The organism is Aeromonas sp. s2 (assembly GCF_040907935.1).
GTDB lineage: Bacteria > Pseudomonadota > Gammaproteobacteria > Enterobacterales > Aeromonadaceae > Aeromonas > Aeromonas dhakensis.
In genome coordinates, this window is sequence record NZ_JBFOCR010000016.1 from 67,604 (window position 1) to 90,111 (window position 22,508).

The window sequence follows — 22,508 nt, forward strand, 5'->3', positions numbered from 1 at the left end:
CCGCCTCTGTGAGCGGGTGTCAACCGGATAGTACGAAAGGAGGCCGGCCCTTGCCTAGCCCCCATCCGAGGCAACAGACGAGACAGTATCTGACGGGATGACCCGCTATCGCGGAAATGCCTACCGACAATCAGGTCACTGGCACTATTTGGCGGGCTTGAGCTTGCTCACCAGGGTCATGGCCAGCACCAGCACCAGCCCGGCCACCACGCCGGCCACGGCGTTGAGCAGGGTCGGCGTCACCAGTGCGAGGGCGGCGCCGACCGCAGGCAGGGTGGCCACGGCAGCGGCAGCCCCTTCAATCAGGTGGTGCACGAAAGGCCAACCATGCACCAGGATGCCGCCCCCCACCATGAACATGGCGATGGTGCCGACCAGCGCCAGCAGGTGCATCAGCCGTGGCGCCGTCACCAGCAGCCCCTGCCCCACCGCCCGGCGCAGGGCGCCACCATCGGGCTTTTGCAGCAGGTGCAGGCCGATGTCGTCGAGCTTGACGATGAGCCCCACCAGGCCGTAGACCCCCACTGTCATCAATACGGCAATGCCCGCCACCACCGACAGTTGCAGTGCCAGGCTGGCTCCCTGCACGGTGCCGAGGGCGATGACGATGATCTCGGCCGAGAGGATGAAATCGGTGCGAATGGCCCCCTTCACCTTCTGCTGCTCAAAGGCAACCAAATCATCGGGAATGAGTGCAGTGTGCGCCTCCCCCTCGCTCGCCTCATGGGGCAGAAACTTGTGGGCCAGCTTCTCGGCCCCCTCGAAACAGAGGTAGGCGCCCCCCAGCATCAGGAGCGGGGTGATGAGCCAGGGCACCAGGGCGCTGATGGCGATGGCAGCAGGCACCAGAATAAGCTTGTTGCGAAACGACCCCTTGGCCACCGCCCACACCACCGGCAGCTCCCGCTCGGCGCGCACCCCGGAGACCTGCTCGGCGTTGAGGGCCAGATCGTCCCCCAGCACCCCGGCGGTCTTCTTCGCCGCCACCTTGGTCATCAACGCCACATCGTCGAGTACGCTGGCAATATCGTCAATCAGGGCCAACAAACTGGTTCCGGCCATATCAGAGAATCCTTATGTCAGTAGAAGAGAGCTTCCCGCAGCACACCACGCCCTTGTTGGCCACGACGTTGGTCATCAGCGCCACGTCGTCGAGTACGCTGGCAATATCGTCAATCAGGGCCAACAAACTGGTTCCGGCCATATCAGAAAATCCTCATCAGGGTAGTCAGGGTCCCACGGTTCACCGGCAGCAACTGCCGATGTCGAGAGCGATGCCGGCCGAAGGGGGATCCCTATTGCGGGAAAAGATGGCACAGTGTAACCAGAAGCCGCCCGTTCGGCAGCAACCACATCAGGGTCATTTGGCCTTGATTCATCCGGTGCCCGCAGGCCCAAGGAGTGTTCCATGCAACCCTGGCAACCGCTGCTCACATTCTGGTTTGGCGAAGAGAGTGACGACGTCACCCGCGCCAAACGCCAAGCGCCCCTCTGGTGGGGCAAAAACAGCGCCACCGACGCCCTGCTCGCCAGCCGCTTCGGTGACCAGGCCGCAGCAGCAGCCGCTGGCGAGCTTGCCCACTGGGCCGAATCGGCCGAGGGCCGGCTGGCCCTGATCCTGCTGCTGGACCAGCTGCCGCGCAACATCCATCGGGGCACCCCGGCCGCCTTTGCCCAGGATGCCAAGGCGCGGGATCTCTGCCTCAAGGGGCTCTCGCTGGGAGCGGATCTGGCGCTGCCACCGCTGGAACGGGTCTTTTTCTACCTGCCGCTGGAGCACGCCGAATCCCGCGAGCAGCAGGCCAGAAGCGTGACCCTGTTCGAGGGACTGGCGGCCGAACAGGCTGACGGCCCGGCGCGGGAGACCTTCGCCGGCTTTGCCGACTTTGCCCGCCGCCATCAGGTGATCGTCGAGCGTTTTGGCCGCTTCCCCCACCGCAACGCCATCCTGGGCCGCGCGAGCACAGAGGAAGAGGCAGCCTTCCTGCTGCAACCGGGGTCAGGTTTCTAACCCATAAAAAAATCCCCGCCATGTGGCGGGGAGCTGGCACCCATCGTGATCACTGGATGCGATAACGAGAGATCTGCTGGTGAATATTCTCGGTGGTCACATTCAACTCTTCCGCCGCAGCCGATGTCTCTTCCGCCGTGCTGCTGGTCTGCTGGACCACCTGGGCAATCTGCTCCACCTGATGGGCAATGGACTCCGCCGCCGAGCTCTGTTCGCGAATCGCGATGGTGATCTCACCGACCTGATCCATGACGCGATGGGAAGCATGACGGATCTGAGTAATGATCTCCCCGCTTTCAGTGGCCATGGCCACCCCCTGCGCAACCTTTTCTTCCACCTGAACCATCTTGGTCACCGTGAGCTGGGAGCCCTGTTGAATCGCCTCCACCGTCTCCGAGATCTCCCTGGTTGATTGGGCCGTCCGCTCCGCCAGTTTGCGTACCTCATCAGCCACCACGGCAAAACCTCGACCCTGTTCACCCGCTCGCGCGGCTTCAATGGCCGCATTCAACGCCAGCAAGTTGGTCTGCCCCGCCACATCGCTGATCACGTTCACCACGCCACCGATCCGGGAAATGCCATCACCCAATGCCGACACTTCACTGGAAGCCTGACGAATGGCCTCTGCGATCTCGTTGATGGCTTTCACCGTTCTGTCTATCGTGGTCCCCCCATCGCTGGCGAGCTTGCCGGATTCATTGGTGATGCGGCTGGCCTCCTGGGTTCGCTGGGAAATATCCGTGATGCTCACCGTCATCTCTTCCACCCCGGCGGCAATGAGACTGGTGGCATCGTTGGCCTGGCTCGCCGACGAGGCAAGGTGATGAGCCGCCTGGGAGAGCGACTCGGCCGTGCTTTTTATCTGCAGGCTGCCCACTGAAAACTCGGTAAAGGTTTGCTGCAAGGTGTCCAGCAGACGGTTGACGGCCGAGAGGGTCAGGCCAATCTCATCTTGCTGGGCCACCTTGGCCCGCAAGGTAAAGTTCAAATTGTGCTGAATATCGGAGAGCGTCGCCATTGCCAGTCGCAGTGGATTGGCGACCTGTCTGAACAACCAGATAAACAGCACCAGGGTCAATATTCCGGTACCGCAAGAAATAAACAGCATGGTCTGGAGGCTATTGTCGTAGTTCTTTTCACCCTGCAGTTTGACTGCCGCCCCCAAATCAATGTTGAATTTCACATGTTTATCTATGGCCTTGGAAAACTTCTCGAACAGTGGCATGACATTGCTGGCGATAAAGTCTCTGGCCTCGGTGTTTTTATTATCGCGAGACAATATCAGGACCTTTTCTATCTCCTGATAATATTGCTCGATGATGCGCTGATCATCCGTCGTCAGTTGCCGATCCTCTTCATTGGAGAGCATCTCTGCTTGGTATTTTTGCAACAGAGAGCGGATTTCAGTACGCAGATCTGCAATGCCCGTCTCAATCTGATTCATCTTGCTGTTGTCGGTATTGAGCACATGGGTCTGGATCAAGGCATGCAATGCGTAAAAATCGGCTTGTACCTGTTTGATGAGGGAGATGCTGGGCACCGTATTGTCGGTGACATAACCGAGATCAGTGTCGGCAGCAGAGAGTCGATTGATGCTGAACCAGCTGAGAAAGGTCAGGGCCAGCATAACCAGCAGGGCAATGAGTTGAAGCCGGCGAGCAATGTTCATAAAGGCATACTCCGTTAATAAACTCCATTGCAGTGTAGACGATGGGCAACCTCCGGATGGCCCGTAAAATGTGCGCTTCCTTGCACATCTGTCACTGCTGTCAGCCCTCGCGTTTCACCCGCTGCCGATGGTCAGATCCAGGTCCGAAAATAACCTCGCTGGCTGAATGTGAATGCGAAAAAGACCCGGCTACGAGGATACGGCTGTGCCGGCCAGCCAATAAAAAAGAAGGAAGACATGTCGTCTTCCTTCTCGCTATTTATCTTCGCTCGGGATGACCCGGCAGGCCCACAGTTTGGTGGCCGTCGATAAAGGTCACGCCGCCTCCGCCAGCTCCTCTTCTTTTTTCTGGTAAGCCTGCGGCGTGAGCCCCAGCAACTCCTGCACGGTGGAGGCCACCGTAATGGAGGAGATGGTGCCCACCAGGATGCCGGCGAACAGGGTGAAGGAGAAACCGTAGAGGGCATCGCCGCCGAACAGCAGCAGGGCCCCCACCGTGAACAGGGTGGTGCCCGAGGTGATCATGGTGCGGCTGAAGGTAGCCTTGATGGCCACGTCCGAGCAGTCGTGGATCCCCATCTGGGTGCGCGAGCTGAGCAGGTCCCGCAAGCGGTCGGAGATGACGATGCTGTCGTTGAGGGAGTAGCCGATCACCGCCATCAGGCCGGCGATGACGTTGAGATCGAACTCGATGTTGAACAGCGCCAGCAGCCCCAGCGCCACCAGGCCGTCGTGCAGCACCGACACCAGGATGCCGATGGCTTGGCGCCACTCGAAGCGCACCGCCAGGTAGGCGGAGATGGCAAGCGAGGCCACCAGCACCGCCAGCATCCCCTGCTGGAACAGCTCGGCGCCCACCTGGGGGCCGACGATGGTGGTGCGCAGCAGCTCCACCGGCAGGTTGAGCTGCTGACCCAGCATCACCGCCAGCTCCTCGGCCGGCCAGGGCAGCTCGTGGGGCGGCAGCTTTATCAGCCACTCGCCGGGCACACCGGCGCCATGCAGCTCGACTACGCCCGCCAGGGGGGCCGTCAACAGGGCGTTGAGCTCATGGGCCTCCTTCAGGGTCTGGATGCGAAACTCCAGCAGGATGCCACCGGTGAAGTCGAGACCGAGGGAGAGGCCGTTGATGGCAAGCACCGCTATGCTCGCCACGGTCAGCAGCACGGAGGCCCACAGGCCGATGTAACGCCAGCGGGTCAACCCCATGGCAATGATCATTCTCAGCATTCTTCTTCCCTCGACAGCAGATGGCTCTGGCTTCCCGCAGGGAAGCGCGTGACGCGGGCGCGGAGCAGGCTCGAACGCGCGGCGCGATGACACAGGTGGTGATCCGTCATGGTCACACCCTCAGCAGCTTGGCGCTGCTCTTGCCCCACAGGGGGTTGATGATGGCGCGCGTGCCCCAGATGCCGGTCACCATGCTGGAGATGAGACCCAGGATCAGGGTGATGGAGAAGCCCTGCAGCGGCCCGGAGCCAATGGCATAGAGCACCACGGCGCAGATCAGGGTAGTGATGTTGGCATCGAAAATGGTGCGAAACGCGGAGCGATAACCAAAATCGATGGCGTTGGCCAGCGAGCCCCCTTCCCGCAACCGGTCCTTAATCCGCTCAAAAATGAGCACATGAGTATCCACCGCCATGCCGACGGTGAGCACCAGGCCGGCGATCCCCGGCAGGGTCAGCACGGCCCCCGGCAGCACTGCCAGCATCCCAACCTGCATCAAGAGGTTGGCGATGAGCGCGGTGATGGCGACCCAGCCGAACTTGCGATACCAGGCCATCATGAACAGCATCATGCCCGCCATGCCGAACGCCAGCGCGGTGAAGCCCGCCTCGATGTTCTGCAGACCCAGGGTCGGGCCTATGCTGCGCTCTTCCAGGATCTTGAGGGGCGCGGTGAGGGCGCCGGCCCGCAGCAGCATGGCCAGCTCCTGAGCTTCCGGTACGCTGCCAATCCCGGTGATGCGGAACTGGTTGCCAAGGGCGGTCTGGATGGTGGCGACGTTGATCACCTCGCTCTGGGCCCGCAGCTTGCCCTGGGCGTTGGTCTTGTACTCGGTGAAGACGGTGGCCATCGGCTTGCCCACGTGCTGGCGGCTGAACTGGTTCATCTTGCTGCCACCCAGGCCGTCGAGCACGATGTTGACCTGGGGTTGCCCCATCTCGCCCATGTTGGCGCGGGCATCGACGATGTGCTCACCGGTCAGCACCGGCTTGCGAGCCAAGCCAATCGCCTGGCCGCTGCGATCCGCCATGAAGAAGCGGCTGTCGGCCTGGGCTTCGTAGAAGGCCAGCGAGGCGGTGGCCCCGATCACCTCTTTCGCCTGCTTGGGATTGTGCACCCCCGGCAGTTCGATGCGGATGCCGTCCTGCCCCTGGCGCTGGACCGAGGCCTCGACGATGCCAAGCTCGTTGATCCGCTTTTTCAGGATCGACAGGTTCTGGGTCACCGCGTTGTTGGCCAGCAGGGTACGCTCGGCCTCGCTCATCACCAGCCGCAGCTCGTTGCCGCTGCGCTTGAGGGTCCACTGATCCTGGCGGGTGCCGGCGGAATCCTTGATGATGGTGAGCCAGGGCGCCTGATCGGCCACCTCAGGCAGAGTTACCCTCACCTCCCCTTCGCTCACCCTGGCCACGTTGGCGCCGCGCAGGCGCGCCTCGCGAAACTGGGTGCGCAGCATGTCCACCAGGTTCTTGGTCTGGTTGTCGATAACGAAGCTCAGATCGACCCCGATCAGCAGCTGGGAGCCACCGCGCAAGTCCAGCCCGAGCTTGATGGGGGCGGCGCCGAGCTGGCTGATCCAGCCCGGGGCGTTGGAGTAGAACTCCAGGGTCAGCGCCGAGCTGTCATAGCCCTGCTGCTCCAGCAGCTGCTTGGCGCGCTGCTGCTCGGCCTGGCTGGCAAACACCAGCTCGACCCGCTCGCCCTGCTGCACCTGCTTCTGCGGCTCGATGCGGTTGTCGGCCAGCAGGGTACGCTGCGCCTCGGTCAGGCTGGTCTGGCCGTGCAGACCGAGGGAGGGCTGCTCGCCGAAGAAGGTGGGCAGGGAGTAAAAGGTAAAAGTGAGCAGCATGAGCAGCAGCAGGGCGTACTGCCATCTGTTCATGCGGTTCAAGGTGATACGACTCTTTTTTCTCATGAAATCAGCCTCTGTCAGGAGAAGGCGGCGCACTCGCCACGCTGGCGGCACGCAAAAAAACAGGAATGAGACAGTGGCCCGTTCACGCGCGGTGATCAGGCATCAGGCGGCGATGAGGTGGTACGAAAGGACCTGACCCCATCGGGATCAGGCGAGGTAACTCTGACAGAAACGGTATTGCAGGTGCTGGCGTTGCAACCGGTGCCGATGGATGGTGGCAAACCGATCGCGGAAACTGTGTTTGCGATAGAAAAGAGCGGCATAGAACAGCAGGCCGCACAGCAGCAGCAGGATAGCCTGCTGGGACCAGCTGGTAACAAGCTCGTACACCACGCTGCCGGGCTGATGATCGCTGCGCAGGGAGTGTTCGAGCCGCAGCAGGTAATTCTGGTGGGAGCTGACAAACTTGACGATGCCGTCGTCGCTGTCGCTGGCACTGTGGATCACCTGGTCGCCATCGGACGGCGCCGCGGCGTCATCCATCAACTGACCATGCTGGGCGTGATACTGGGATACGGGCAGGGAAAACCCCTCCACCGGGAGGGTGGAGAACAACAGAGCGAGGGTGATGAGCAGGCTCATCAGCGCCAGTTTCACTTTGTCGGTCAGGTTCAAAAAGTTAATTCCCGCATAATAGAAAGGGCAAACTACCACAGGGGGCCCGTTGGAACAAGGATGAAGGGGGTCGCCAACCCCCTTCCCCACAGGCTGGCCGCAACCATTACCCCTCAGACATCTGCCTGAAATCGCGGGCATATCCCTTGAGCAGGCTGTAGAGATGGGCCCGCTGGGAGATGTCCAGCGACTGGCTGAGATCGCTCAGCCAGTTGACGGTGCGCTGGCGCGACTGATCGGTGTAACCGGTGAAGCGGCCATCCATCAGGCCGTCCCCCTGTTGCAGCAGGGCGGTGAGCTGGGCGCCGAAGTCCTGGCTCTGGCGCTGCTTCATCAGCCGATCCAGCTCTTTGGTCCAGGCGGTCTGAAACTCAAGCCAGGGGGCCTGCAGTTCGTACTGCCACTGGGCCCACTGGGCCACCAGCGGGGCCTGGGCCGGCTTAACCTCGCCAATCCAGAACACCAGCCGCTCGTTCATCTTGTCGCGAAACTCCTTGAGCATCTCCTCCCTGGGCTTGTCGGCAAACTCCTTTTCCCGCTCTGCCTGACGGGTCAGCCTGTCCTTCATGAACATGGCCACCTGCGCCTCGGTCAGGGTGCGCGCCAGCCGCACCGCCCGCGGCACCGTGTCTTCCAGAGTGCGAGTCAGGCTCTGCTGGGCCGCATCCAGATGGCGGGAGACCTGGGCCGGGGTCATGGGGCTCGCCACCGCCTTGGCCAGCGCATCGAGATCCTTGGCGTAGCGCGGCACCTCATGCTGGCGGTGCCAGGCCATCAGCCCCTTCACTTCGTTGTCCAGCAGCCGCTTCTGGCTGCGATCCAGCGAGAAGTAGTCGTCCAGCTGCCAGACGATGGCCACGTCGAGCCAGTAATAGACGACCCGGGTGGAGCAGCCGGCCAGCAGCAGACAGAGCAGCAGCAGACTCCAGCTACTGGGCTTGCGCCAGGAAAAGGTGGTCACCATGCAGGGCTCCAATGTTGATGAAACAGGGTTGTCGATACGAATGATTCACAATGCCTGACCCTCTACTCCAGCCGCTGCCGGTTGAGATCGATCAGCGCCTGGTAGTCAGGCCCCGGCTGCTGTTCGGCCATCAGCAGCGCCCACAGCAGCCCTATGTAGTCGACCCAGGGCAAAAAGGCCCGGCTCTGAAAGCCGCGCGGGCCGACCGGCTGCCCTGCCCGCTCGCAGTAGGCCTGCTCCAGCGCCTCGCGCTGGGCCTCCTGCCAGTTGTGGGTGCGCTGGATGCTGGCCACCTCGAAACCGGGATGCCCGGCGGCGCCATACTCCCAGTCGATGACCCAGGGCCGGCTCCCCAACAAATTAGCCGGATTGAGATCATGATGGCAAGGGAGCCAGCAATCGGCGGGCTCGCGGCTGGCCAGCAGCCCCCGCTCCAGCGCCGGCAGCCAGGTCGGCACTCGGGCCAGCCGGCCACGATAGCCGGCACTGTGGGCCCGCACCGCCATCACCACGGTCGGCACCGGCAACCGGTGCAGCCTCGTCAGCACCCCGGCCAGCAGCACTGGCTGCAACGCAGCCGGGGGCGGCGCCGCCAGCCAGTTCGGCTCGTCGCACCAGTCCAGCAGCATCAGGCCAGTGGCGGGATCGCTGTGATGGCAGGGCAAAGCCAGCCCCTGCCCCACAGCCCCCTGATAGAGCTGCCATTCGGTGGCCCGGTCGATGCCAAGGCGCACCGGATCGGGGTGGCCCTGGCGCAAAAAGTGACTGCGCCCCGAGGGGAGGCGCAGTCGATAGTTGCAGTTGGTCAGGCCGCTGGCCAATGGCTCCAGCTGGCCCGCGCGCCAGGGTGGCGGCAGGCGGGCCAGCAGGGCGCGCTCGGCGGCCGCCAGAGAGGCCTCGCTCGACTTACCAGCCAAAGGTGGACTTCTTGGCCTGCTTGCGGATCTCTTTCTGATCGGCCCACAGCAGTTCGCCGTTTTGCAGATCCATCAGGTTCATGGTCATCTGGTAGTAGACATCCTTCACCTTGCCGTTGTCCTTGACGATGCTGGCGAGGTTGCCATAGACCATGTAGCGAGCGCCGGTCTGCTTGCCCAGGCGCACCATGGAGGCAGGATCCACCATGCCGCTGCTCTGCTGGTATTCAAGCTGCTGCTTGACCGCCGCCACCTTGCTCATGTCGACGAAGCGGAACTTGCCGGCGCGCAGCAGCTTGGTGCGGATGGTGTCGGTGATGGCCTCGGTGTCGATGTGCTCGGAGGTCTTGTTGCGGATGGAGTCCATGAACATCACCGGACGGCCGCCGGCGGTGATCTCGCTGGTGGCCGGCGACGCCAGCATGGAATCCGCCATCTTGTCGGCGATGGCCTGCAGATCGCTTGAACCGTAATCGACGGTCACCGTCTCGGTTTCGGTCGGATCGCCATAGCTGACGGTGGTGCTGGAGCAGCCGCCCAACAGCAGGGCGCCGGTCAATATCAGCAGGGCATGATTCATTTTCATCAGTAGGATTCCTCAATCACTTCGCGTACGTAAATCCGGTAGCCCCGGGCGGCCGGGCTCGGCGCCAGGGCAGACAGGGTGCGGGTCTGATAGCCGTGCAGCTTGAGCGGCGTCCAGCCGCGGCCATCGCTGGCCACCTCCTGCCCCGCCTCATCATACCAATAGAACAGGTATTGCAGCTTGTTGTCACCGCGCTGGGTGCTGGCCGCCGCCACATTGACCTGCAGCAGGCCGTTCTGTTCGCGCCGGCTGAGCTCGGTCAGGGTGACATTGACGTTTTGATGCTGCTCCGCCACTGGTGCGGCGCCCGCCGCCCCATAGAGCGCCACGCCGGAGGTATTGGTGGCGCAGCCTGCCAGCAGCAGAACCAGGCCCAGAGCCAACCCGTGTGCTTTCATCTTGCTCTCCTTGCCGGCGACCCCGAGGGGCCCGACCGGTCACTCATGTGTATTGCCATCGTTCGCCGTCACAGCGGCATCACCCGGGTCGTCAGCCCGGCACCGAGGTGCTGCACCCACACCAGGGTGGTGCGTCCCTTGTGGATGGTGAGCGGCAATTGCCGCTGCGCTGCCCCCGCACCCAGGGTAAGGTTCACGTCACCCGCCGGCAGCATCCCCTGCCAGCTCGATGCCTGCGCCGGCAGCGTCAGCCAGCTGCGGGTGTCAGCCCGCTCCGAGAGGGTATTGAAGATGCCGACCAGAATGTTGCCCACATCGCCCCCCTCCTTGGCGGCGGTGCGCCGCACCTGCTCCTTGGCCACCAGCCGCAGCGCCTGGCGGGTCAGCATGCCGGGCAGCCGCTCCTGCAGATCTTTGGCCGCCAGCGCCTCCAGCCTGACCAGCTCGCTGGTCTGCTCGACCCGCTTGCCCACCGACACCGTGAGCGGCCCGGTGTCGCTGGCCCGATTATCGTAATAGGGGATGGCGACGGTAAAGGTGCGAAAATCACCGCCGGAGGTGGCGATGGGCAGCGGCAGGAACAGCTCGCGCCGTGCCGGGATCAGCCCATCTTCAAACAGTACCACCAGCTGGCCCTGATCCTTGGCCAAGGGCGGTGCCTTGCGGCCCACCTTTTTCTCGGTTTCGCGGATCTCGTCCGCGGCACCACGAAGCACAGCCAGGCGCAGCAAGGCATCCTGCAGGCTCCGGTTGTCCGGTGCTATCTGGTAGCCACGCTGATAGTCGACCCAGGCATCGTTGAGATCGCCGGCCGCCTCATAGAGCACGCCGGAGAAATAGAAGGTATAGGCGTTCTGGAAACCGTTCTTGACCCGCCCGATCAGCCGGTCGAGCTCGGGGGCGCCGCGCGACATCAGCTGGCGCATCTCCCCTTCAGTTGCGGTATCCGCCTCGGCCTCTTCGCTCTTTTGCTTTGCCTTGTGCACCTCGTCGGCCCGCCGTTTGAGGGCCTGCTCCTGCACCTGGTTGGCGCGACGCACCTCCACCAGGGCGCCCTCGGCATCCCCGCGCTGCAGGTAGTTGAGAGCCAGATAGTGGTGCAGCATGGTGCGCTCGTAATCGGGCGCCCGGTAGGCCATGGTCTGGTCGTTGGTGAGCAGGCTGCCCGCCTGGGCCAGCCCCTGGCTGACCCGGTACTCGGCCTGATTGTCTTCCCACGCCAGCCGGCTGTCGGCGGCGGCAAAGGCCTGCTTGCTGGCGGCGTCCTGACTCGCCAGCCAGGCGATACGTCCCTGCTCCAGTCGGTCCAGCACATAGGTATCGTCCCCCGGCGTGGAGTCACGCACCTCGGGCAACGCCTCGGCGGCATGACCCAGCAACAGCTGGTTGCGCAGCGGCACCATCTGATCGGAATAGGAGACGAACATGTCTTGCCAGTGGGAGGCGCAGCCCCCCAGCAGGGAACCGACCAGCAGCAGACCGGCCAGTGGCAGGCGCGGCATCACAGGCTGAGCAGGGGTCCCAGCGGCTGGCCGCCGACCAGATGCAGGTGGATGTGGTAGACCTCCTGCCCGCCGTGGCGGTTGCAGTTCATGATGAGGCGGTAGCCATCCTCGGCAATGCCCGCCTCGCTCGCCAGCTTGCGGGCCACGGTGAACATCCGGCCCAGCGCCAGCTCGTGATCCGGCTCCACGTCGTTGACGGTGGGGATCAGCACGTTGGGGATGATCAGGATATGGGTCTTGGCCTTGGGCTGGATGTCGCGAAAGGCGGTCACCAGGTCGTCTTGATAAAGGATGTCGGCGGGGATCTCTTTGCGGATGATTTTGCTGAAAATGGTTTCTTGCGCCATGGATAACTCCTTTATATGAAAAAGAAAATTCAATGCCTGTCTCAAGCGGTTCCAACGCCCGTCATCAAGGCCCGGCAAGTGTGACACAAGCCGACATTTGACACAGCCGTTGTCCCATTCTCTTCAGTTATTGTTAAAAATACCGATAGCCGGAAGACGTCTGCCGACGTTGCTCGCCCACAGTGGTAGCAGGGTATCAAATGGACGGGGTATTCAGGCAAGGGACTTTTGCATATACAGCGGGACAATAATGAAACAAACAATGTCAGACCTCTCCATCTTGCAGAGGGTCTATCTTGGCTTTGCCATCCTGGTGGCCGTGATGGCGGCCACCTCGGTACTCACCTTCCGCAGCCAGAGCGAGCTCAATCAGGCGCTGGATCAGGTCACCCGGCAGACCATGCCGCTGGTGATCGCCAGCAGCCAGACCCAGATCAGCCTGCTCAGCGCCAACAAGTGGCTCACCGACGTGCTGACCGAGCAGGATCTCAAGCAGATCCCGGCCGAAGTGGCCGAGCTGCAGCAGGCCAAGGCGCAGGTCGACCAGACTCTCGCCACCCTTGCCCAACAGGCGGCGGAACACCCGGAGCTGCAGGGGGAGCTCGGCGCGCTCAACCAGCTGGTCAAGGACTACCTGCAGCTGACCGAGACCCTGCCCACCGAACACCAGGCCCTGCTCAGCCGGCTCTACAAGGTGAACCAGGCCAAGGGCCAGTTCCAGGTCAGCCTGCCCCAGTTCAAGAAGAACCTCGGCGACATGATGATCACCATCGACGACAGCTTCATCAAGATGCTCTCCGAGACCCTGACCACCAAGCTCTCCGCCATTGAACTCTCCACCATGGATGCCCTCAACCAGAGCATCCCCGCCCCCATCGAGGCGGCGCTCAAGCGCAACAAGATGCAGATCGAGGGCTTCAACAGCACCATCAAGGATCTGCAGGGGGAGCTCAAGGAGTTCGACAACAACATGGGCCACTACGTGCACGGCTTCGTGCGCGACACCACCGCCAGCGACGGCGTGCTGGCCCAGTACCTGGCGCTGATGCAGCAGCAGGAGCGGATGCGCGAGCAGAGCAAGCAGGCCGGCAAGCTCATCGTCAACATCCAGAGCAAGCTCGAGCAGATCACCGCCCAGAGCCAGCAGCTGATGAACAACAGCATCCGCGCCTCCGGCAAGGTGCAGACCCAGAGCACCCTCACCCAGGGGGTGGCGCTGGTCATCGCCATCACCATCGCCATCCTGGTGGCCTACACCCTCGGCAAGGCCATTCGCCGTCCGCTCAAGGAGCTGCTGCGGGTGCTGACCGAGGTGACCCAGGGCGACATGACCCAGCGCATCGGTTTTCGCAGCAACAACGAATTCGGCCGACTCGGCAGCCAGGTCAACCTGCTGATCGAGCAGATGGGCGAGGTGCTGAGCCAGCTATCCCAGGCCTCCAACCAGCTCAACAACGCCGCCCATGACAACCGCCACACCACCGAGTCGGTGCGGGCGGATCTGGAGAAACAGCGCCAGGAGACCGCCTCGGTCGCCGCCGCCATGACCCAGATGGAGGCCTCGGTGCGCGAGGTGGCCCAGGCCGCCAACCAGACCCTGGAGCGGGTGATGGACGTGGAGAAAGCCTCCGAGACCGGCCGCAAGGTGATGGCCGGCAACATCACCACCACCCACCAGCTGGCGGGCAAGCTGCAGCAGACCGGCAAGGTGATTGGCGACGTGAGCGCCATGAGCGGCCAGATCGGCAACATCCTCGACGTCATTCGCGGTATCGCCGAGCAGACCAACCTGCTGGCCCTCAATGCCGCCATCGAAGCGGCGCGGGCCGGCGAGCAGGGGCGTGGCTTTGCGGTGGTGGCCGACGAGGTGCGCAGCCTGGCCGGGCGCACCGCCCAGTCCACCAGCGAGATCCAGACCATGATCGAGAACCTGCAGCAGGGGGTCGCCAAGGCGGTGACCGTGATGCAGGAGTGCTCCCGCGAGATGGACAGCTGCATGGATCAGAGCTCCCACGCCAACAACGCCATGGAGGAGGTGCAGGGCATAGTGGTGCTCATCAGCGACATGTCGAGCCAGATAGCCTCTGCCGCCGAGCAGCAGCAGGCCACCAGCGCCGACATCGCCACCAACCTCAACCGCATCTCCGATATCTCGGATCTCAACTACCAGGGGATCGAGCGGGTGGCCGAGACCAGCCAGCAGCTCGATTCGCTGGCCGAGCAGCAGGAGAGCCTGGTCAAGCGCTTCCGGCTCAGCGCCTGACGCCAACCCCAGCAACGACAAGGCCCCGCAGATGCGGGGCCTTGTTTTTTACTGGCAAGCGGTGGGGGATCAGGCGTAGGCGATGGCGCCCTTGCCCACCCCTTCATAAGCCACGATCTTGACGAACTTGTCGCCCACGCTCTTCTTCACCTCGCGGGCGATGTAGTGGGCCAGCAGCTCTATGGTGGTGTCGGTGTCGATCATCTCCACCTCCGCCGCCGGCATGGCCAGCTGGAACAACCCTTGCGGCGCCACATACTTGAAGCCGACGTAGTGTTCGCCAGCCTCTTGCAGGATGGCCTTGGCCTGCTCGCTCAACGCGAGATCGCCGAGGGCCACCCGATCCTCGTCGGTCCCCAGGTAGATGTCGGCCCAGCGCTCGGCCCAGTTGAGCTCAAGCTCCTGGTCACGCTCGCCGTCCACGTGGATCTCGATGGGAGAGCGGTGGCCGTGGGCGATACGCTGGCAGTTGCCGTCGTGCTTCTTGAGGCCGTGGCTGTAGTGATAGAAGGCGCCGTCGATGGCCTCCTGGCGCAGGGTCAGCGACAGATCTTTGATGTTGCCAGGCAGCCGCTTGGCCAGCACCGCCAGCAGATAGCGGGTGACGGACTCCTTGTCCACCTGGGGCGCCGGAATGAAGGCAAAGCCCTGGCTCGGGCAGCGCAGGTGGATGGAGCGACCCGGGCGCAGCAGATCGACGGTGCTCTCGTCACCGTCCAGCTGGGCCACCTGCACCAGGGGGCACTCGGTCGGCACCAGCAGCTTGTGATCCACTTCGTCGTCGATGATCGACTTGATCAGCTTCTTGACCCGGCCGAAGTCCAGCAACATGCTCATCTCGTTGAGCTCGCCGCTCATTTCGATGTCCACCAGCCAGCTCTCCCCCACCATACCGCGGCGTTCGCACAGGTAGCTGGAGTCGATCACGGTCAAATCTTTTACAAATAACTTCATCAGTCAGGCCTTGCTACAGAGAAAGGGCGGTTTGCGCTATTATGACCCGCGATTATCGGCAAAGGAACTGGAACCCCCCATGAACAAATTGCTTATCAAGAATGCCACCCTGGTCAACGAAGGCCGCATCTATGCCTCCGACGTGCTGATCGAGGGGGAACGGATCGCCCGCATCGCCCCGGATATCCAGGCGCCCGATGCTGTGGTGATCGATGCCGCGGGCCGTCATCTCATCCCAGGAATGATCGATGATCAGGTCCATTTCCGGGAACCGGGGTTGACCCACAAGGGGACCATCGCCAGCGAATCCCGGGCCGCCGTGGCCGGTGGCACCACCAGCTTCATGGAAATGCCCAACGTCAATCCCCAGACCACCACCCTCGATGCCCTCGAAGCCAAATACCAGATAGCCGCCAACTCCTCCGCCGCCAACTACAGCTTCTACCTCGGCGCCACCAACGACAACCTGGAAGAGATCAAGAAGCTCGATCCGAAACAGTCCTGCGGCATCAAGATCTTCATGGGTGCCTCTACCGGCAACATGCTGGTGGACAACCAGGAGACCCTGGCCGCCATCTTCCGCGAGAGTCCGGTGATGATCGTCACCCACTGCGAGGACACCCCCACCATCAAGGTGCTGGAAGACGAAGCCCGCGCCAAGTGGGGCGAAGATGTGCCGATGCGCGAGCATGGCCGCATCCGCAGCGCCGATGCCTGCTACAAATCCTCCAGCCTGGCGGTCTCCCTGGCCAAGCAGTACGGCGCCAAGCTGCACGTGCTGCACCTGACCACGGCGAAAGAGCTGTCGCTCTTCACCGCCACCCCGGATCTGAAGGATCTCAAGGACAAGAACATCACCGCCGAGGTGTGCGTCCACCATCTCTTCTTCAACGAAGCGGACTACGACACCCTGGGCAGCCAGATCAAGTGCAACCCGGCGGTGAAGAGCGCCGCCGACCAGCACGCCCTGCTGGATGCGGTACGCAATGACGTGCTCGACATCATCGCCACCGACCACGCCCCCCACACCTGGGAAGAGAAGCAGAACAGCTACTTCAAGGCGCCGTCCGGCGTGCCGCTGGTGCAGCACTCCCTGCTGGCCCTGCTGGAGCTCTACCACAACGGGGTATTCTCGCTGGAGACCATCGTCAAGAAGACCTCCCACGCGGTGGCCGAGCGTTTCCAGGTGCAGGATCGCGGCTACATCCGCGAGGGTTACTTCGCCGACCTGGTGCTGCTGGATCTGGGCAAGCCCTACGTGGTCAACGACAGCAACCTGCTCTACCTGTGCGGCTGGTCGCCCTTCAACGGCTACCGTTTCCACAGCACGGTGGAGATGACCCTGGTCAACGGCCAGATCGCCTGGCAAAACGGTCAGGTCACCAACGAGGTGCTGGGCAAGCGGCTCACCTTCAACCGCTAATCCCTCTCAATCGGTGCCACCGTCACCATCACAGGCCGCCCACCCGGGCGGCCTGCTTGTTTTAAGGGGTTCTCAACCCCGCGATGGGCGGTTTTTGGGCAAGTGGCGGCACTTTAAGCGCCGATTGTTCGCAAAGCAGGCGAACGCACCGCCGCCGCGGTTTCCTTGTTGACAGGTCGGGTCCATCTCCATAAACTCAGCCCCCGTCAGCTCAGACTGACTTCGTCGGCGTGTAGCGCAGCCAGGTAGCGCACTGTCATGGGGTGTCAGGGGTCGGAGGTTCAAATCCTCTCACGCCGACCATCATTCCCCGAGAAAGGCCTTGTCAAACGACAAGGCCTTTTTTCTTTCAGGCGCGCCATCGTAGGAAGCGGCCCCCCGATTGTGCCCCCCATGGCTTTGTGCTGTAGTGAAGCCCTCTGCTGCCAACCGGTGATCGAGATGCCCTCTCCCCGTCCCTCTGTGCTCGTCCTGCTGCTGGCCTGCCTCTGCGCTGCCCTGCTGCTCGGCTGTGCCACCCCCTATCACAGCAAGCCCTCGTTCTGGAACGGCCAGACCGGCTTCTCCCAGACCCGGCTCGGGCCGGACAAGTGGCAGCTGGAGTTTGTCGGCAACGATCTGGTGAGCCGGGAAACCGCCCGCAAGTACGTGCTGAAACGGGCGGGCGAAGTGGCGCAAGCCGAAGGTTATCAGTGGCTTGAGGTCAACGAGTTGACCTTGCAGCGGGATGCGGTCAGGGTGACACCGAGTCGCCCCCTGTTCGGGTTTGATGACGACGAGCCAGATCCCTTTCTGGATCAGCGCACCGTGGAGCATCGCATCTCGGCGCTGCTGGTCTTCACCCTCGCCAAACGGGCAAGAAACGACCAAAGCCTGAAAGCCGATTATCTTGCCAACATCAAAATAAACAGCGATTAATATAGACAAATTGCAAGATCCATATCACATACACCTAATAGCAAGATAAAATTCTGCTACAAGGCGCTGGATTTACCCCCCCGGATTAGGCATGCTGCCAGCACACCGGCTGTCAGGAATCTACGGCTCGGATCACAAAAACGGACTGAAGTGGCACCCTTGCCGCTTGAAATGCTCTGCACTTATCAAAACTGGGACCCACCCCATGAAAATGAACAAACTGACGGTTGCCATCCTCATCGCAATGCTGGTTGGCATCCTCACCGGTCAGGGTTATCGGATGTTTGCCCCTGACCAGGCCGCCGGCTTTGCCAGCGACATCACCCTGCTGACCGACATCTTCCTGCGTCTCATCAAGATGATCATCGCCCCCCTGGTGTTCACCACCCTGGTGGTCGGCATCGCCAAGATGGGCGACACCCGCACCGTGGGCCGCATCGGCGTCAAGACCCTCGGCTGGTTCATGCTCGCCTCCCTGCTGTCACTGACCCTGGGACTGGTGATGGTTCACCTGATGCAGCCTGGGGTGGGGCTCTCCCTCTCCCTGCCCGATGACACCGCCAGCTCCGGCGTGGTCGCCAGCGCCATCTCCCTCAAGGACTTCGTCACCCACGCCATCCCGAAAAGCGTGGTCGAGGCGATGGCCACCAACGAGATCCTGCAGATCGTGGTGTTCTCCCTCTTCTTCGGGCTGGCCGCCGCCGCCCTGGGGGACGCCGCCAAGCCGGTGGTGATGCTGATGGCCAGCGGCGCCGAGATCATGCTCAAGGTGACCGGCTACGTGATGAACTTCGCGCCGTTCGCGGTGTTTGGCGCCATCGCCGCCATGGTCGCCAAGGAGGGGCTCGGTATCCTCGCCACCTACGGCACCTTCATGGCCCAGTTCTACCTGGCACTGGGTTGCCTCTGGCTGCTGCTGATCGCCATGGGCAGCCTGTTCATCCGCCGCCGCATGCTGACTCTGCTGGCCCTGATCCGCGAGCCCATCCTGCTGGCCTTCTCCACCGCCAGCTCCGAGGCCGCCTATCCCAAGACCCTGGATCGGCTGGAGAAGTTCGGTTGTGACAAGCGCATCGCCAGCTTCGTGCTGCCCATGGGCTACTCCTTCAACCTGGACGGCTCCATGATGTACTGCACCTTCGCGGTGATGTTCATCGCCCAGGCCTACGGCATCGAGCTCTCCATGGCCCAGCAGATCACTATGCTGCTGTTGCTGATGGTCACCTCCAAGGGGATGGCCGGCGTACCGCGCGCCTCTCTGGTGGTGATTGCCGCCACCCTCAACCAGTTCCAGATCCCGGAAGCGGGCATCCTGCTGCTGCTCGGCATCGATCACTTCCTCGACATGGGTCGCTCCGCCACCAACGTGCTGGGCAACGCCATCGCCGCCAGCGTGGTGGCCAAGAGCGAAGACAGCCTGGGGGAAACCGCACCGCTCGGCGAGGTGGATACCGCCAAGGCGTGATCCTCGCCCTCCCATCAAAACGGCCCGCATCTGCGGGCCGTTTTCTTATGCCTCATGGCAACAGCACAATCCCTAGCACCAGCGCCGCACCCTCCGGCAGTAATTCGCATAGGCCTCACCAAAGCGCCCCTGCAGCGCCCGCTCCTCCGGTACTATCTGCCAGCGGCTGAGCCAGCCCCACAGCAGCAGCGGACCGAGCCACACCAGCAGCCCACCCAGATAACAGGCCAGCGCCATGGTCCAGCAGAGCAGCCCCAGGTACATGGGATTGCGGCTGACACGAAAGATCCCCCCGGTGACCAGCGCACTGGCCTGCTCAGGGCGCAGCGGCGTGACCGTGGTGCCCTGGCGGCGAAAGCGCAGCACGCCTCCCAGCCCGAACAGGCTGCCGAGCATGGCCAGCAACAGGGCCGGTAGCGGCCAGCCACCGTTCACGTCACCCGCGCCCCATCCCAGCATGGCCGCCACGATCAGGCCAAACAGCAGCAACGGTGGTACCCGACACTCAAGACTCATCATCTATTGGCTCCCGGAAGGTGCCACGATCGGCACCTTGCGTTACACTCCCCGGCGGGAAAGCGCCGTGGAAAATTGACAAAGTTCATAACGATAACAATGCCTTGGCTACACTTTATCCCATCTGCATGAAAACGGTCAGCCGCTGACCGTCATGCGCCTCAACCCAAACAATAAAGAAAGGAACCACCCCATGCACAAGAAGACACTGCTGGCCACCCTGATCCTGGGCCTGCTGGCCGGTCAGGCCGTCGCAGCCCCCTATCTGCCGCTCGCCAGCGATCACCGCAACGGCGAAGTGCAGACCGCCAGCAATGCCTGGCTGGAAGTTGATCTCGGCGCCTTCGAGCACAACATCCAGACCCTCAAGGATCGCCTCGGCGACAAGGGGCCGAAGATCTGCGCCATCATGAAGGCGGACGCCTACGGCCACGGCATCGACCTGCTGGTCCCCTCGGTGGTCAAGGCGGGCATCCCCTGCATCGGCATCGCCAGCAATGAAGAGGCCCGTGTGGCCCGCGAGAAGGGCTTCACCGGCCGCCTGATGCGGGTGCGTGCCGCCACCCCGGCCGAAGTGGAACAGGCCCTGCCCTACAAGATGGAAGAGCTCATCGGCAGCCTGGTGAGTGCCCAGGGCATCGCCGACATCGCCCAGCGCCACCACACCAATATCCCGGTGCACATCGCGCTGAACTCCGCCGGCATGAGCCGCAACGGCATCGATCTGCGTCTGGCTGATTCCAAGGAAGACGCGCTGGCCATGCTAAAGCTCAAGGGGATCACCCCGGTCGGCATCATGACCCACTTCCCGGTGGAGGAGAAAGAGGACGTCAAGATGGGTCTGGCCCAGTTCAAGCTGGACTCCCAGTGGCTGCTGGAAGCGGGCAAGCTGGATCGCAGCAAGATCACCATCCACGCCGCCAACTCCTTCGCCACCCTGGAAGTGCCGGACGCCTACTTCGACATGGTGCGCCCGGGCGGCCTGCTCTACGGTGACTCCATCCCCTCCTACACCGAGTACAAGCGGGTAATGGCATTCAAGACCCAGGTTGCCTCCGTCAACCACTACCCGGCCGGCAACACCGTCGGTTATGACCGCACCTTCACCCTCAAGCGCGACTCCTGGCTCGCCAACCTGCCGCTGGGCTACTCCGACGGCTATCGCCGGGCGCTGAGCAACAAGGCCTATGTGCTGATCCAGGGCCAGAAGGTGCCGGTCGTCGGCAAGACCTCCATGAACACCATCATGGTGGACGTGACTGACCTCAAGGGGGTCAAACCCGGTGACGAGGTGGTGCTGTTTGGCCGCCAGGGTGAAGCCGAGGTGAAACAGGCGGATCTGGAGGAGTACAACGGCGCCCTCTTGGCGGACATGTACACCATCTGGGGCTACACCAACCCCAAGAAGATCAAGCGCTAAGTCACTCTTTGCCATAAAAAAAGGGCTCCCGCGGGAGCCCTTTTGCTTGTTTGCCAATTATGCCGTTTTCTTGCGGGTCACCCAGAGGCTCAGCCCCATGGAAGCCAGCAGGATCAGCGCTACTACGCTCAGTGCGATACCACTCAGGTGGATCTTGAACAGATCCCCCCAAATTATTCACAGCGCCTTCAAGCGGTCTTTTTACGAGTCACCCAGAGGCTTAGTCCCATGGAGGCCAGCAGGATCAGTGCAACCACGCCCAATGCAATGCCGGTGGGGATCTTGAAGATATCCAGCAGCAGCATCTTGACCCCGATAAACATCAGGATCAGCGCCAGGCCGTATTTCAGCAGAGCGAAGCGCTCGGCCACGCCAGCCAGCAGGAAGTACATGGCACGCAGACCCATGATGGCGAAGATGTTGGAGGTCAGCACGATGAAGGGATCCGTGGTCACCGCGAAGATGGCCGGGATGCTGTCCACCGCGAAGATGAGATCGCTCACCTCCACCAGCACCAAAATAAGCAGCAGCGGCGTGGCGTAACGCACGCCATCGCGCCAGACGAAGAAGTTCTCCCCCTCCAGGGTCTCGGTCACCTTGAAGCGGCGACGCATCCAGCCCAGCAGCGGGTTGTTGGCGAGATCCGGCTCCTTGTCGGCCGCCCACAGCATCTTGACCCCGGTCAGCAGCAGGAAGGCGCCAAACAGGTAGAGGATCCAGTGGAACTGCTCGATGAGCCAGCTGCCGGCGAACACCATGCCGGCCCGCATCACGATGGCACCCAGCACCCCGTACAGCAGCACCCGGCGCTGCAGCTCGGCCGGAATGGCAAAGTAGCCGAACAGCATCAGCCAGACGAAGACATTGTCCACCGCCAGCGCCTTCTCGATGAGGTAGCCGGTGAGAAACTCCAGCCCCTTCTGGTTGGCAATCTCGCGCCCGGCACTGTGATCCAGCCAGAACCAGATGGCCAGGTTGAACAAGAGCGCCACGCTGATCCAGATGAGGGACCAGATCCCTGCCTCTTTCAGCGACACCTTGTGCGCCTTGCCACCGCCGACAAAGCGGATATCAATCCATAACAGGACCAGCACTATGCTGAAGAAACCGGCCCACATCCACCATTCACCCATTTTTCACTTCTCCCAAAAACGACAAAACCCACGGCCGGGAGGCAGTGGGTTCGCGTCTGGAGCAGATACACCTTGCCTCTCGGCAAGGTCTCACTTACAGCCGACTTGCGTCAACTGCCCGGCTGCCGGGTGCACTGCAGGATATGGGTGCACCGTAATGACGACAAACCGGCGAGAAGTTACTCCCCTTGTTGCGCGGATAGTAACAGCGGAAAAAGATAACGCCAAGAGGCATCTTCATGCCGGCTGCAAAAAAACA

The 22,508-nt window shown here is 62.4% G+C and carries 21 protein-coding genes and 1 tRNA gene; 7 read left to right on the forward strand and 15 right to left on the reverse strand.

Going from position 1 to position 22,508, the window contains the following annotated elements; all coding sequences use genetic code 11:
- Positions 1–144: 144 nt before the first annotated feature.
- Together AB5Y81_RS13685 and AB5Y81_RS13690 are read right to left on the reverse strand one after the other, a co-directional pair.
- Positions 145–1,062, reverse strand: coding sequence for a DUF808 domain-containing protein (locus tag AB5Y81_RS13685; RefSeq protein ID WP_017778848.1), 918 nt, complete (start codon positions 1,060–1,062; stop codon positions 145–147).
- Position 1,063: 1 nt separating this feature from the next.
- A complete protein-coding gene (locus tag AB5Y81_RS13690) occupies positions 1,064–1,204 on the reverse strand; it encodes a hypothetical protein (RefSeq protein WP_017778847.1) in 141 nt (46 codons plus the stop codon).
- A gap of 204 nt (positions 1,205–1,408) precedes the next feature.
- Between AB5Y81_RS13690 and AB5Y81_RS13695 the strand changes: the two genes are divergently transcribed.
- Positions 1,409–2,011: a DUF924 family protein gene (locus tag AB5Y81_RS13695; RefSeq protein ID WP_017778846.1), complete on the forward strand. Its 603-nt coding sequence runs from the start codon at positions 1,409–1,411 to the stop codon at positions 2,009–2,011.
- Positions 2,012–2,060: 49 nt separating this feature from the next.
- Here the strand turns inward: AB5Y81_RS13695 and AB5Y81_RS13700 are convergent, their stop codons facing one another.
- The 10 genes from AB5Y81_RS13700 to hinT form a co-directional block, all read right to left on the reverse strand.
- On the reverse strand, positions 2,061–3,680 hold the full coding sequence (locus AB5Y81_RS13700) for a methyl-accepting chemotaxis protein (RefSeq protein WP_017778845.1): 1,620 nt from the start codon (positions 3,678–3,680) through the stop codon (positions 2,061–2,063).
- A 315-nt stretch (positions 3,681–3,995) separates the two neighbouring features.
- On the reverse strand, positions 3,996–4,910 hold the full coding sequence (gene secF / locus AB5Y81_RS13705) for a protein translocase subunit SecF (RefSeq protein ID WP_005302136.1): 915 nt from the start codon (positions 4,908–4,910) through the stop codon (positions 3,996–3,998).
- Between the two features lie 112 nt (positions 4,911–5,022).
- Entirely contained in the window at positions 5,023–6,825 is a 1,803-nt protein-coding gene (gene secD, locus AB5Y81_RS13710; protein WP_279484194.1) for a protein translocase subunit SecD, read from the reverse strand.
- A 147-nt stretch (positions 6,826–6,972) separates the two neighbouring features.
- Positions 6,973–7,479, reverse strand: a complete 507-nt coding sequence (locus AB5Y81_RS13715) for a hypothetical protein (protein WP_279484193.1) — start codon at positions 7,477–7,479, stop codon at positions 6,973–6,975.
- A 67-nt stretch (positions 7,480–7,546) separates the two neighbouring features.
- Positions 7,547–8,404 (reverse strand): DUF6279 family lipoprotein, encoded by an 858-nt coding sequence (locus AB5Y81_RS13720; protein ID WP_005302145.1) that lies wholly within the window; start codon positions 8,402–8,404, stop codon positions 7,547–7,549.
- A 62-nt stretch (positions 8,405–8,466) separates the two neighbouring features.
- Positions 8,467–9,321 (reverse strand): phosphotransferase, encoded by an 855-nt coding sequence (locus AB5Y81_RS13725; protein ID WP_279484192.1) that lies wholly within the window; start codon positions 9,319–9,321, stop codon positions 8,467–8,469.
- Complete coding sequence (gene lpoB / locus AB5Y81_RS13730; protein WP_005302153.1) at positions 9,311–9,907, reverse strand: penicillin-binding protein activator LpoB; 597 nt, start codon at positions 9,905–9,907, stop codon at positions 9,311–9,313. Before lpoB ends, AB5Y81_RS13725 begins: the two co-directional genes overlap by 11 nt.
- Positions 9,907–10,305, reverse strand: a complete 399-nt coding sequence (locus AB5Y81_RS13735) for a YcfL family protein (protein WP_010633660.1) — start codon at positions 10,303–10,305, stop codon at positions 9,907–9,909. The genes lpoB and AB5Y81_RS13735 overlap by 1 nt, the downstream gene beginning before the upstream one ends.
- Before the next feature lie 68 nt (positions 10,306–10,373).
- Positions 10,374–11,807 (reverse strand): hypothetical protein, encoded by a 1,434-nt coding sequence (locus AB5Y81_RS13740; RefSeq protein ID WP_279484191.1) that lies wholly within the window; start codon positions 11,805–11,807, stop codon positions 10,374–10,376.
- Entirely contained in the window at positions 11,807–12,157 is a 351-nt protein-coding gene (hinT, locus tag AB5Y81_RS13745; RefSeq protein WP_010633658.1) for a purine nucleoside phosphoramidase, read from the reverse strand. Before hinT ends, AB5Y81_RS13740 begins: the two co-directional genes overlap by 1 nt.
- A gap of 262 nt (positions 12,158–12,419) precedes the next feature.
- Here hinT and AB5Y81_RS13750 point away from each other — a divergent pair, with 262 nt between their 5' ends.
- A complete protein-coding gene (locus tag AB5Y81_RS13750; protein WP_279484190.1) occupies positions 12,420–14,420 on the forward strand; it encodes a methyl-accepting chemotaxis protein in 2,001 nt (666 codons plus the stop codon).
- A 69-nt stretch (positions 14,421–14,489) separates the two neighbouring features.
- Here AB5Y81_RS13750 and AB5Y81_RS13755 read toward each other — a convergent pair whose 3' ends face one another.
- Entirely contained in the window at positions 14,490–15,374 is an 885-nt protein-coding gene (locus AB5Y81_RS13755; RefSeq protein ID WP_054544684.1) for a 6-carboxytetrahydropterin synthase, read from the reverse strand.
- A 79-nt stretch (positions 15,375–15,453) separates the two neighbouring features.
- Here AB5Y81_RS13755 and AB5Y81_RS13760 point away from each other — a divergent pair, with 79 nt between their 5' ends.
- The 4 genes from AB5Y81_RS13760 (at position 15,454) to AB5Y81_RS13775 (ending at position 19,180) form a co-directional block, all read left to right on the forward strand.
- Positions 15,454–16,797 (forward strand): dihydroorotase, encoded by a 1,344-nt coding sequence (locus AB5Y81_RS13760; protein ID WP_017764225.1) that lies wholly within the window; start codon positions 15,454–15,456, stop codon positions 16,795–16,797.
- A 226-nt stretch (positions 16,798–17,023) separates the two neighbouring features.
- Positions 17,024–17,100 (forward strand) — tRNA-Pro (locus AB5Y81_RS13765).
- A gap of 138 nt (positions 17,101–17,238) precedes the next feature.
- Entirely contained in the window at positions 17,239–17,715 is a 477-nt protein-coding gene (locus AB5Y81_RS13770; RefSeq protein WP_042007789.1) for a hypothetical protein, read from the forward strand.
- A 205-nt stretch (positions 17,716–17,920) separates the two neighbouring features.
- Complete coding sequence (locus tag AB5Y81_RS13775) at positions 17,921–19,180, forward strand: dicarboxylate/amino acid:cation symporter (protein WP_042007652.1); 1,260 nt, start codon at positions 17,921–17,923, stop codon at positions 19,178–19,180.
- A gap of 72 nt (positions 19,181–19,252) precedes the next feature.
- Here the strand turns inward: AB5Y81_RS13775 and AB5Y81_RS13780 are convergent, their stop codons facing one another.
- Positions 19,253–19,699 (reverse strand): isoprenylcysteine carboxylmethyltransferase family protein, encoded by a 447-nt coding sequence (locus tag AB5Y81_RS13780; protein ID WP_279484189.1) that lies wholly within the window; start codon positions 19,697–19,699, stop codon positions 19,253–19,255.
- A gap of 190 nt (positions 19,700–19,889) precedes the next feature.
- Between AB5Y81_RS13780 and alr the strand changes: the two genes are divergently transcribed.
- On the forward strand, positions 19,890–21,116 hold the full coding sequence (gene alr / locus AB5Y81_RS13785) for an alanine racemase (RefSeq protein WP_011706424.1): 1,227 nt from the start codon (positions 19,890–19,892) through the stop codon (positions 21,114–21,116).
- Between the two features lie 188 nt (positions 21,117–21,304).
- Here the strand turns inward: alr and AB5Y81_RS13790 are convergent, their stop codons facing one another.
- A complete protein-coding gene (locus AB5Y81_RS13790) occupies positions 21,305–22,249 on the reverse strand; it encodes a TerC family protein (RefSeq protein WP_011706425.1) in 945 nt (314 codons plus the stop codon).
- Positions 22,250–22,508 lie beyond the last annotated feature (259 nt).

What these genes read in the sequence shown, in the direction of transcription:
- AB5Y81_RS13685 (WP_017778848.1), bottom strand. Translation starts at nt 1,062, where the DNA reads ATGGCCGGAACCAGTTTGTTGGCCCTGATTGACGATATTGCCAGCGTA.
- AB5Y81_RS13690 (WP_017778847.1), bottom strand. Translation starts at nt 1,204, where the DNA reads ATGGCCGGAACCAGTTTGTTGGCCCTGATTGACGATATTGCCAGCGTA.
- AB5Y81_RS13695 (WP_017778846.1), top strand. Translation starts at nt 1,409, where the DNA reads ATGCAACCCTGGCAACCGCTGCTCACATTCTGGTTTGGCGAAGAGAGT.
- AB5Y81_RS13700 (WP_017778845.1), bottom strand. Translation starts at nt 3,680, where the DNA reads ATGAACATTGCTCGCCGGCTTCAACTCATTGCCCTGCTGGTTATGCTG.
- secF (WP_005302136.1), bottom strand. Translation starts at nt 4,910, where the DNA reads ATGCTGAGAATGATCATTGCCATGGGGTTGACCCGCTGGCGTTACATC.
- secD (WP_279484194.1), bottom strand. Translation starts at nt 6,825, where the DNA reads ATGAGAAAAAAGAGTCGTATCACCTTGAACCGCATGAACAGATGGCAG.
- AB5Y81_RS13720 (WP_005302145.1), bottom strand. Translation starts at nt 8,404, where the DNA reads ATGGTGACCACCTTTTCCTGGCGCAAGCCCAGTAGCTGGAGTCTGCTG.
- lpoB (WP_005302153.1), bottom strand. Translation starts at nt 9,907, where the DNA reads ATGAAAATGAATCATGCCCTGCTGATATTGACCGGCGCCCTGCTGTTG.
- AB5Y81_RS13735 (WP_010633660.1), bottom strand. Translation starts at nt 10,305, where the DNA reads ATGAAAGCACACGGGTTGGCTCTGGGCCTGGTTCTGCTGCTGGCAGGC.
- AB5Y81_RS13740 (WP_279484191.1), bottom strand. Translation starts at nt 11,807, where the DNA reads ATGCCGCGCCTGCCACTGGCCGGTCTGCTGCTGGTCGGTTCCCTGCTG.
- hinT (WP_010633658.1), bottom strand. Translation starts at nt 12,157, where the DNA reads ATGGCGCAAGAAACCATTTTCAGCAAAATCATCCGCAAAGAGATCCCC.
- AB5Y81_RS13750 (WP_279484190.1), top strand. Translation starts at nt 12,420, where the DNA reads ATGTCAGACCTCTCCATCTTGCAGAGGGTCTATCTTGGCTTTGCCATC.
- AB5Y81_RS13755 (WP_054544684.1), bottom strand. Translation starts at nt 15,374, where the DNA reads ATGAAGTTATTTGTAAAAGATTTGACCGTGATCGACTCCAGCTACCTG.
- AB5Y81_RS13760 (WP_017764225.1), top strand. Translation starts at nt 15,454, where the DNA reads ATGAACAAATTGCTTATCAAGAATGCCACCCTGGTCAACGAAGGCCGC.
- AB5Y81_RS13770 (WP_042007789.1), top strand. Translation starts at nt 17,239, where the DNA reads ATGCCCTCTCCCCGTCCCTCTGTGCTCGTCCTGCTGCTGGCCTGCCTC.
- AB5Y81_RS13775 (WP_042007652.1), top strand. Translation starts at nt 17,921, where the DNA reads ATGAAAATGAACAAACTGACGGTTGCCATCCTCATCGCAATGCTGGTT.
- AB5Y81_RS13780 (WP_279484189.1), bottom strand. Translation starts at nt 19,699, where the DNA reads ATGATGAGTCTTGAGTGTCGGGTACCACCGTTGCTGCTGTTTGGCCTG.
- alr (WP_011706424.1), top strand. Translation starts at nt 19,890, where the DNA reads ATGCACAAGAAGACACTGCTGGCCACCCTGATCCTGGGCCTGCTGGCC.
- AB5Y81_RS13790 (WP_011706425.1), bottom strand. Translation starts at nt 22,249, where the DNA reads ATGGGTGAATGGTGGATGTGGGCCGGTTTCTTCAGCATAGTGCTGGTC.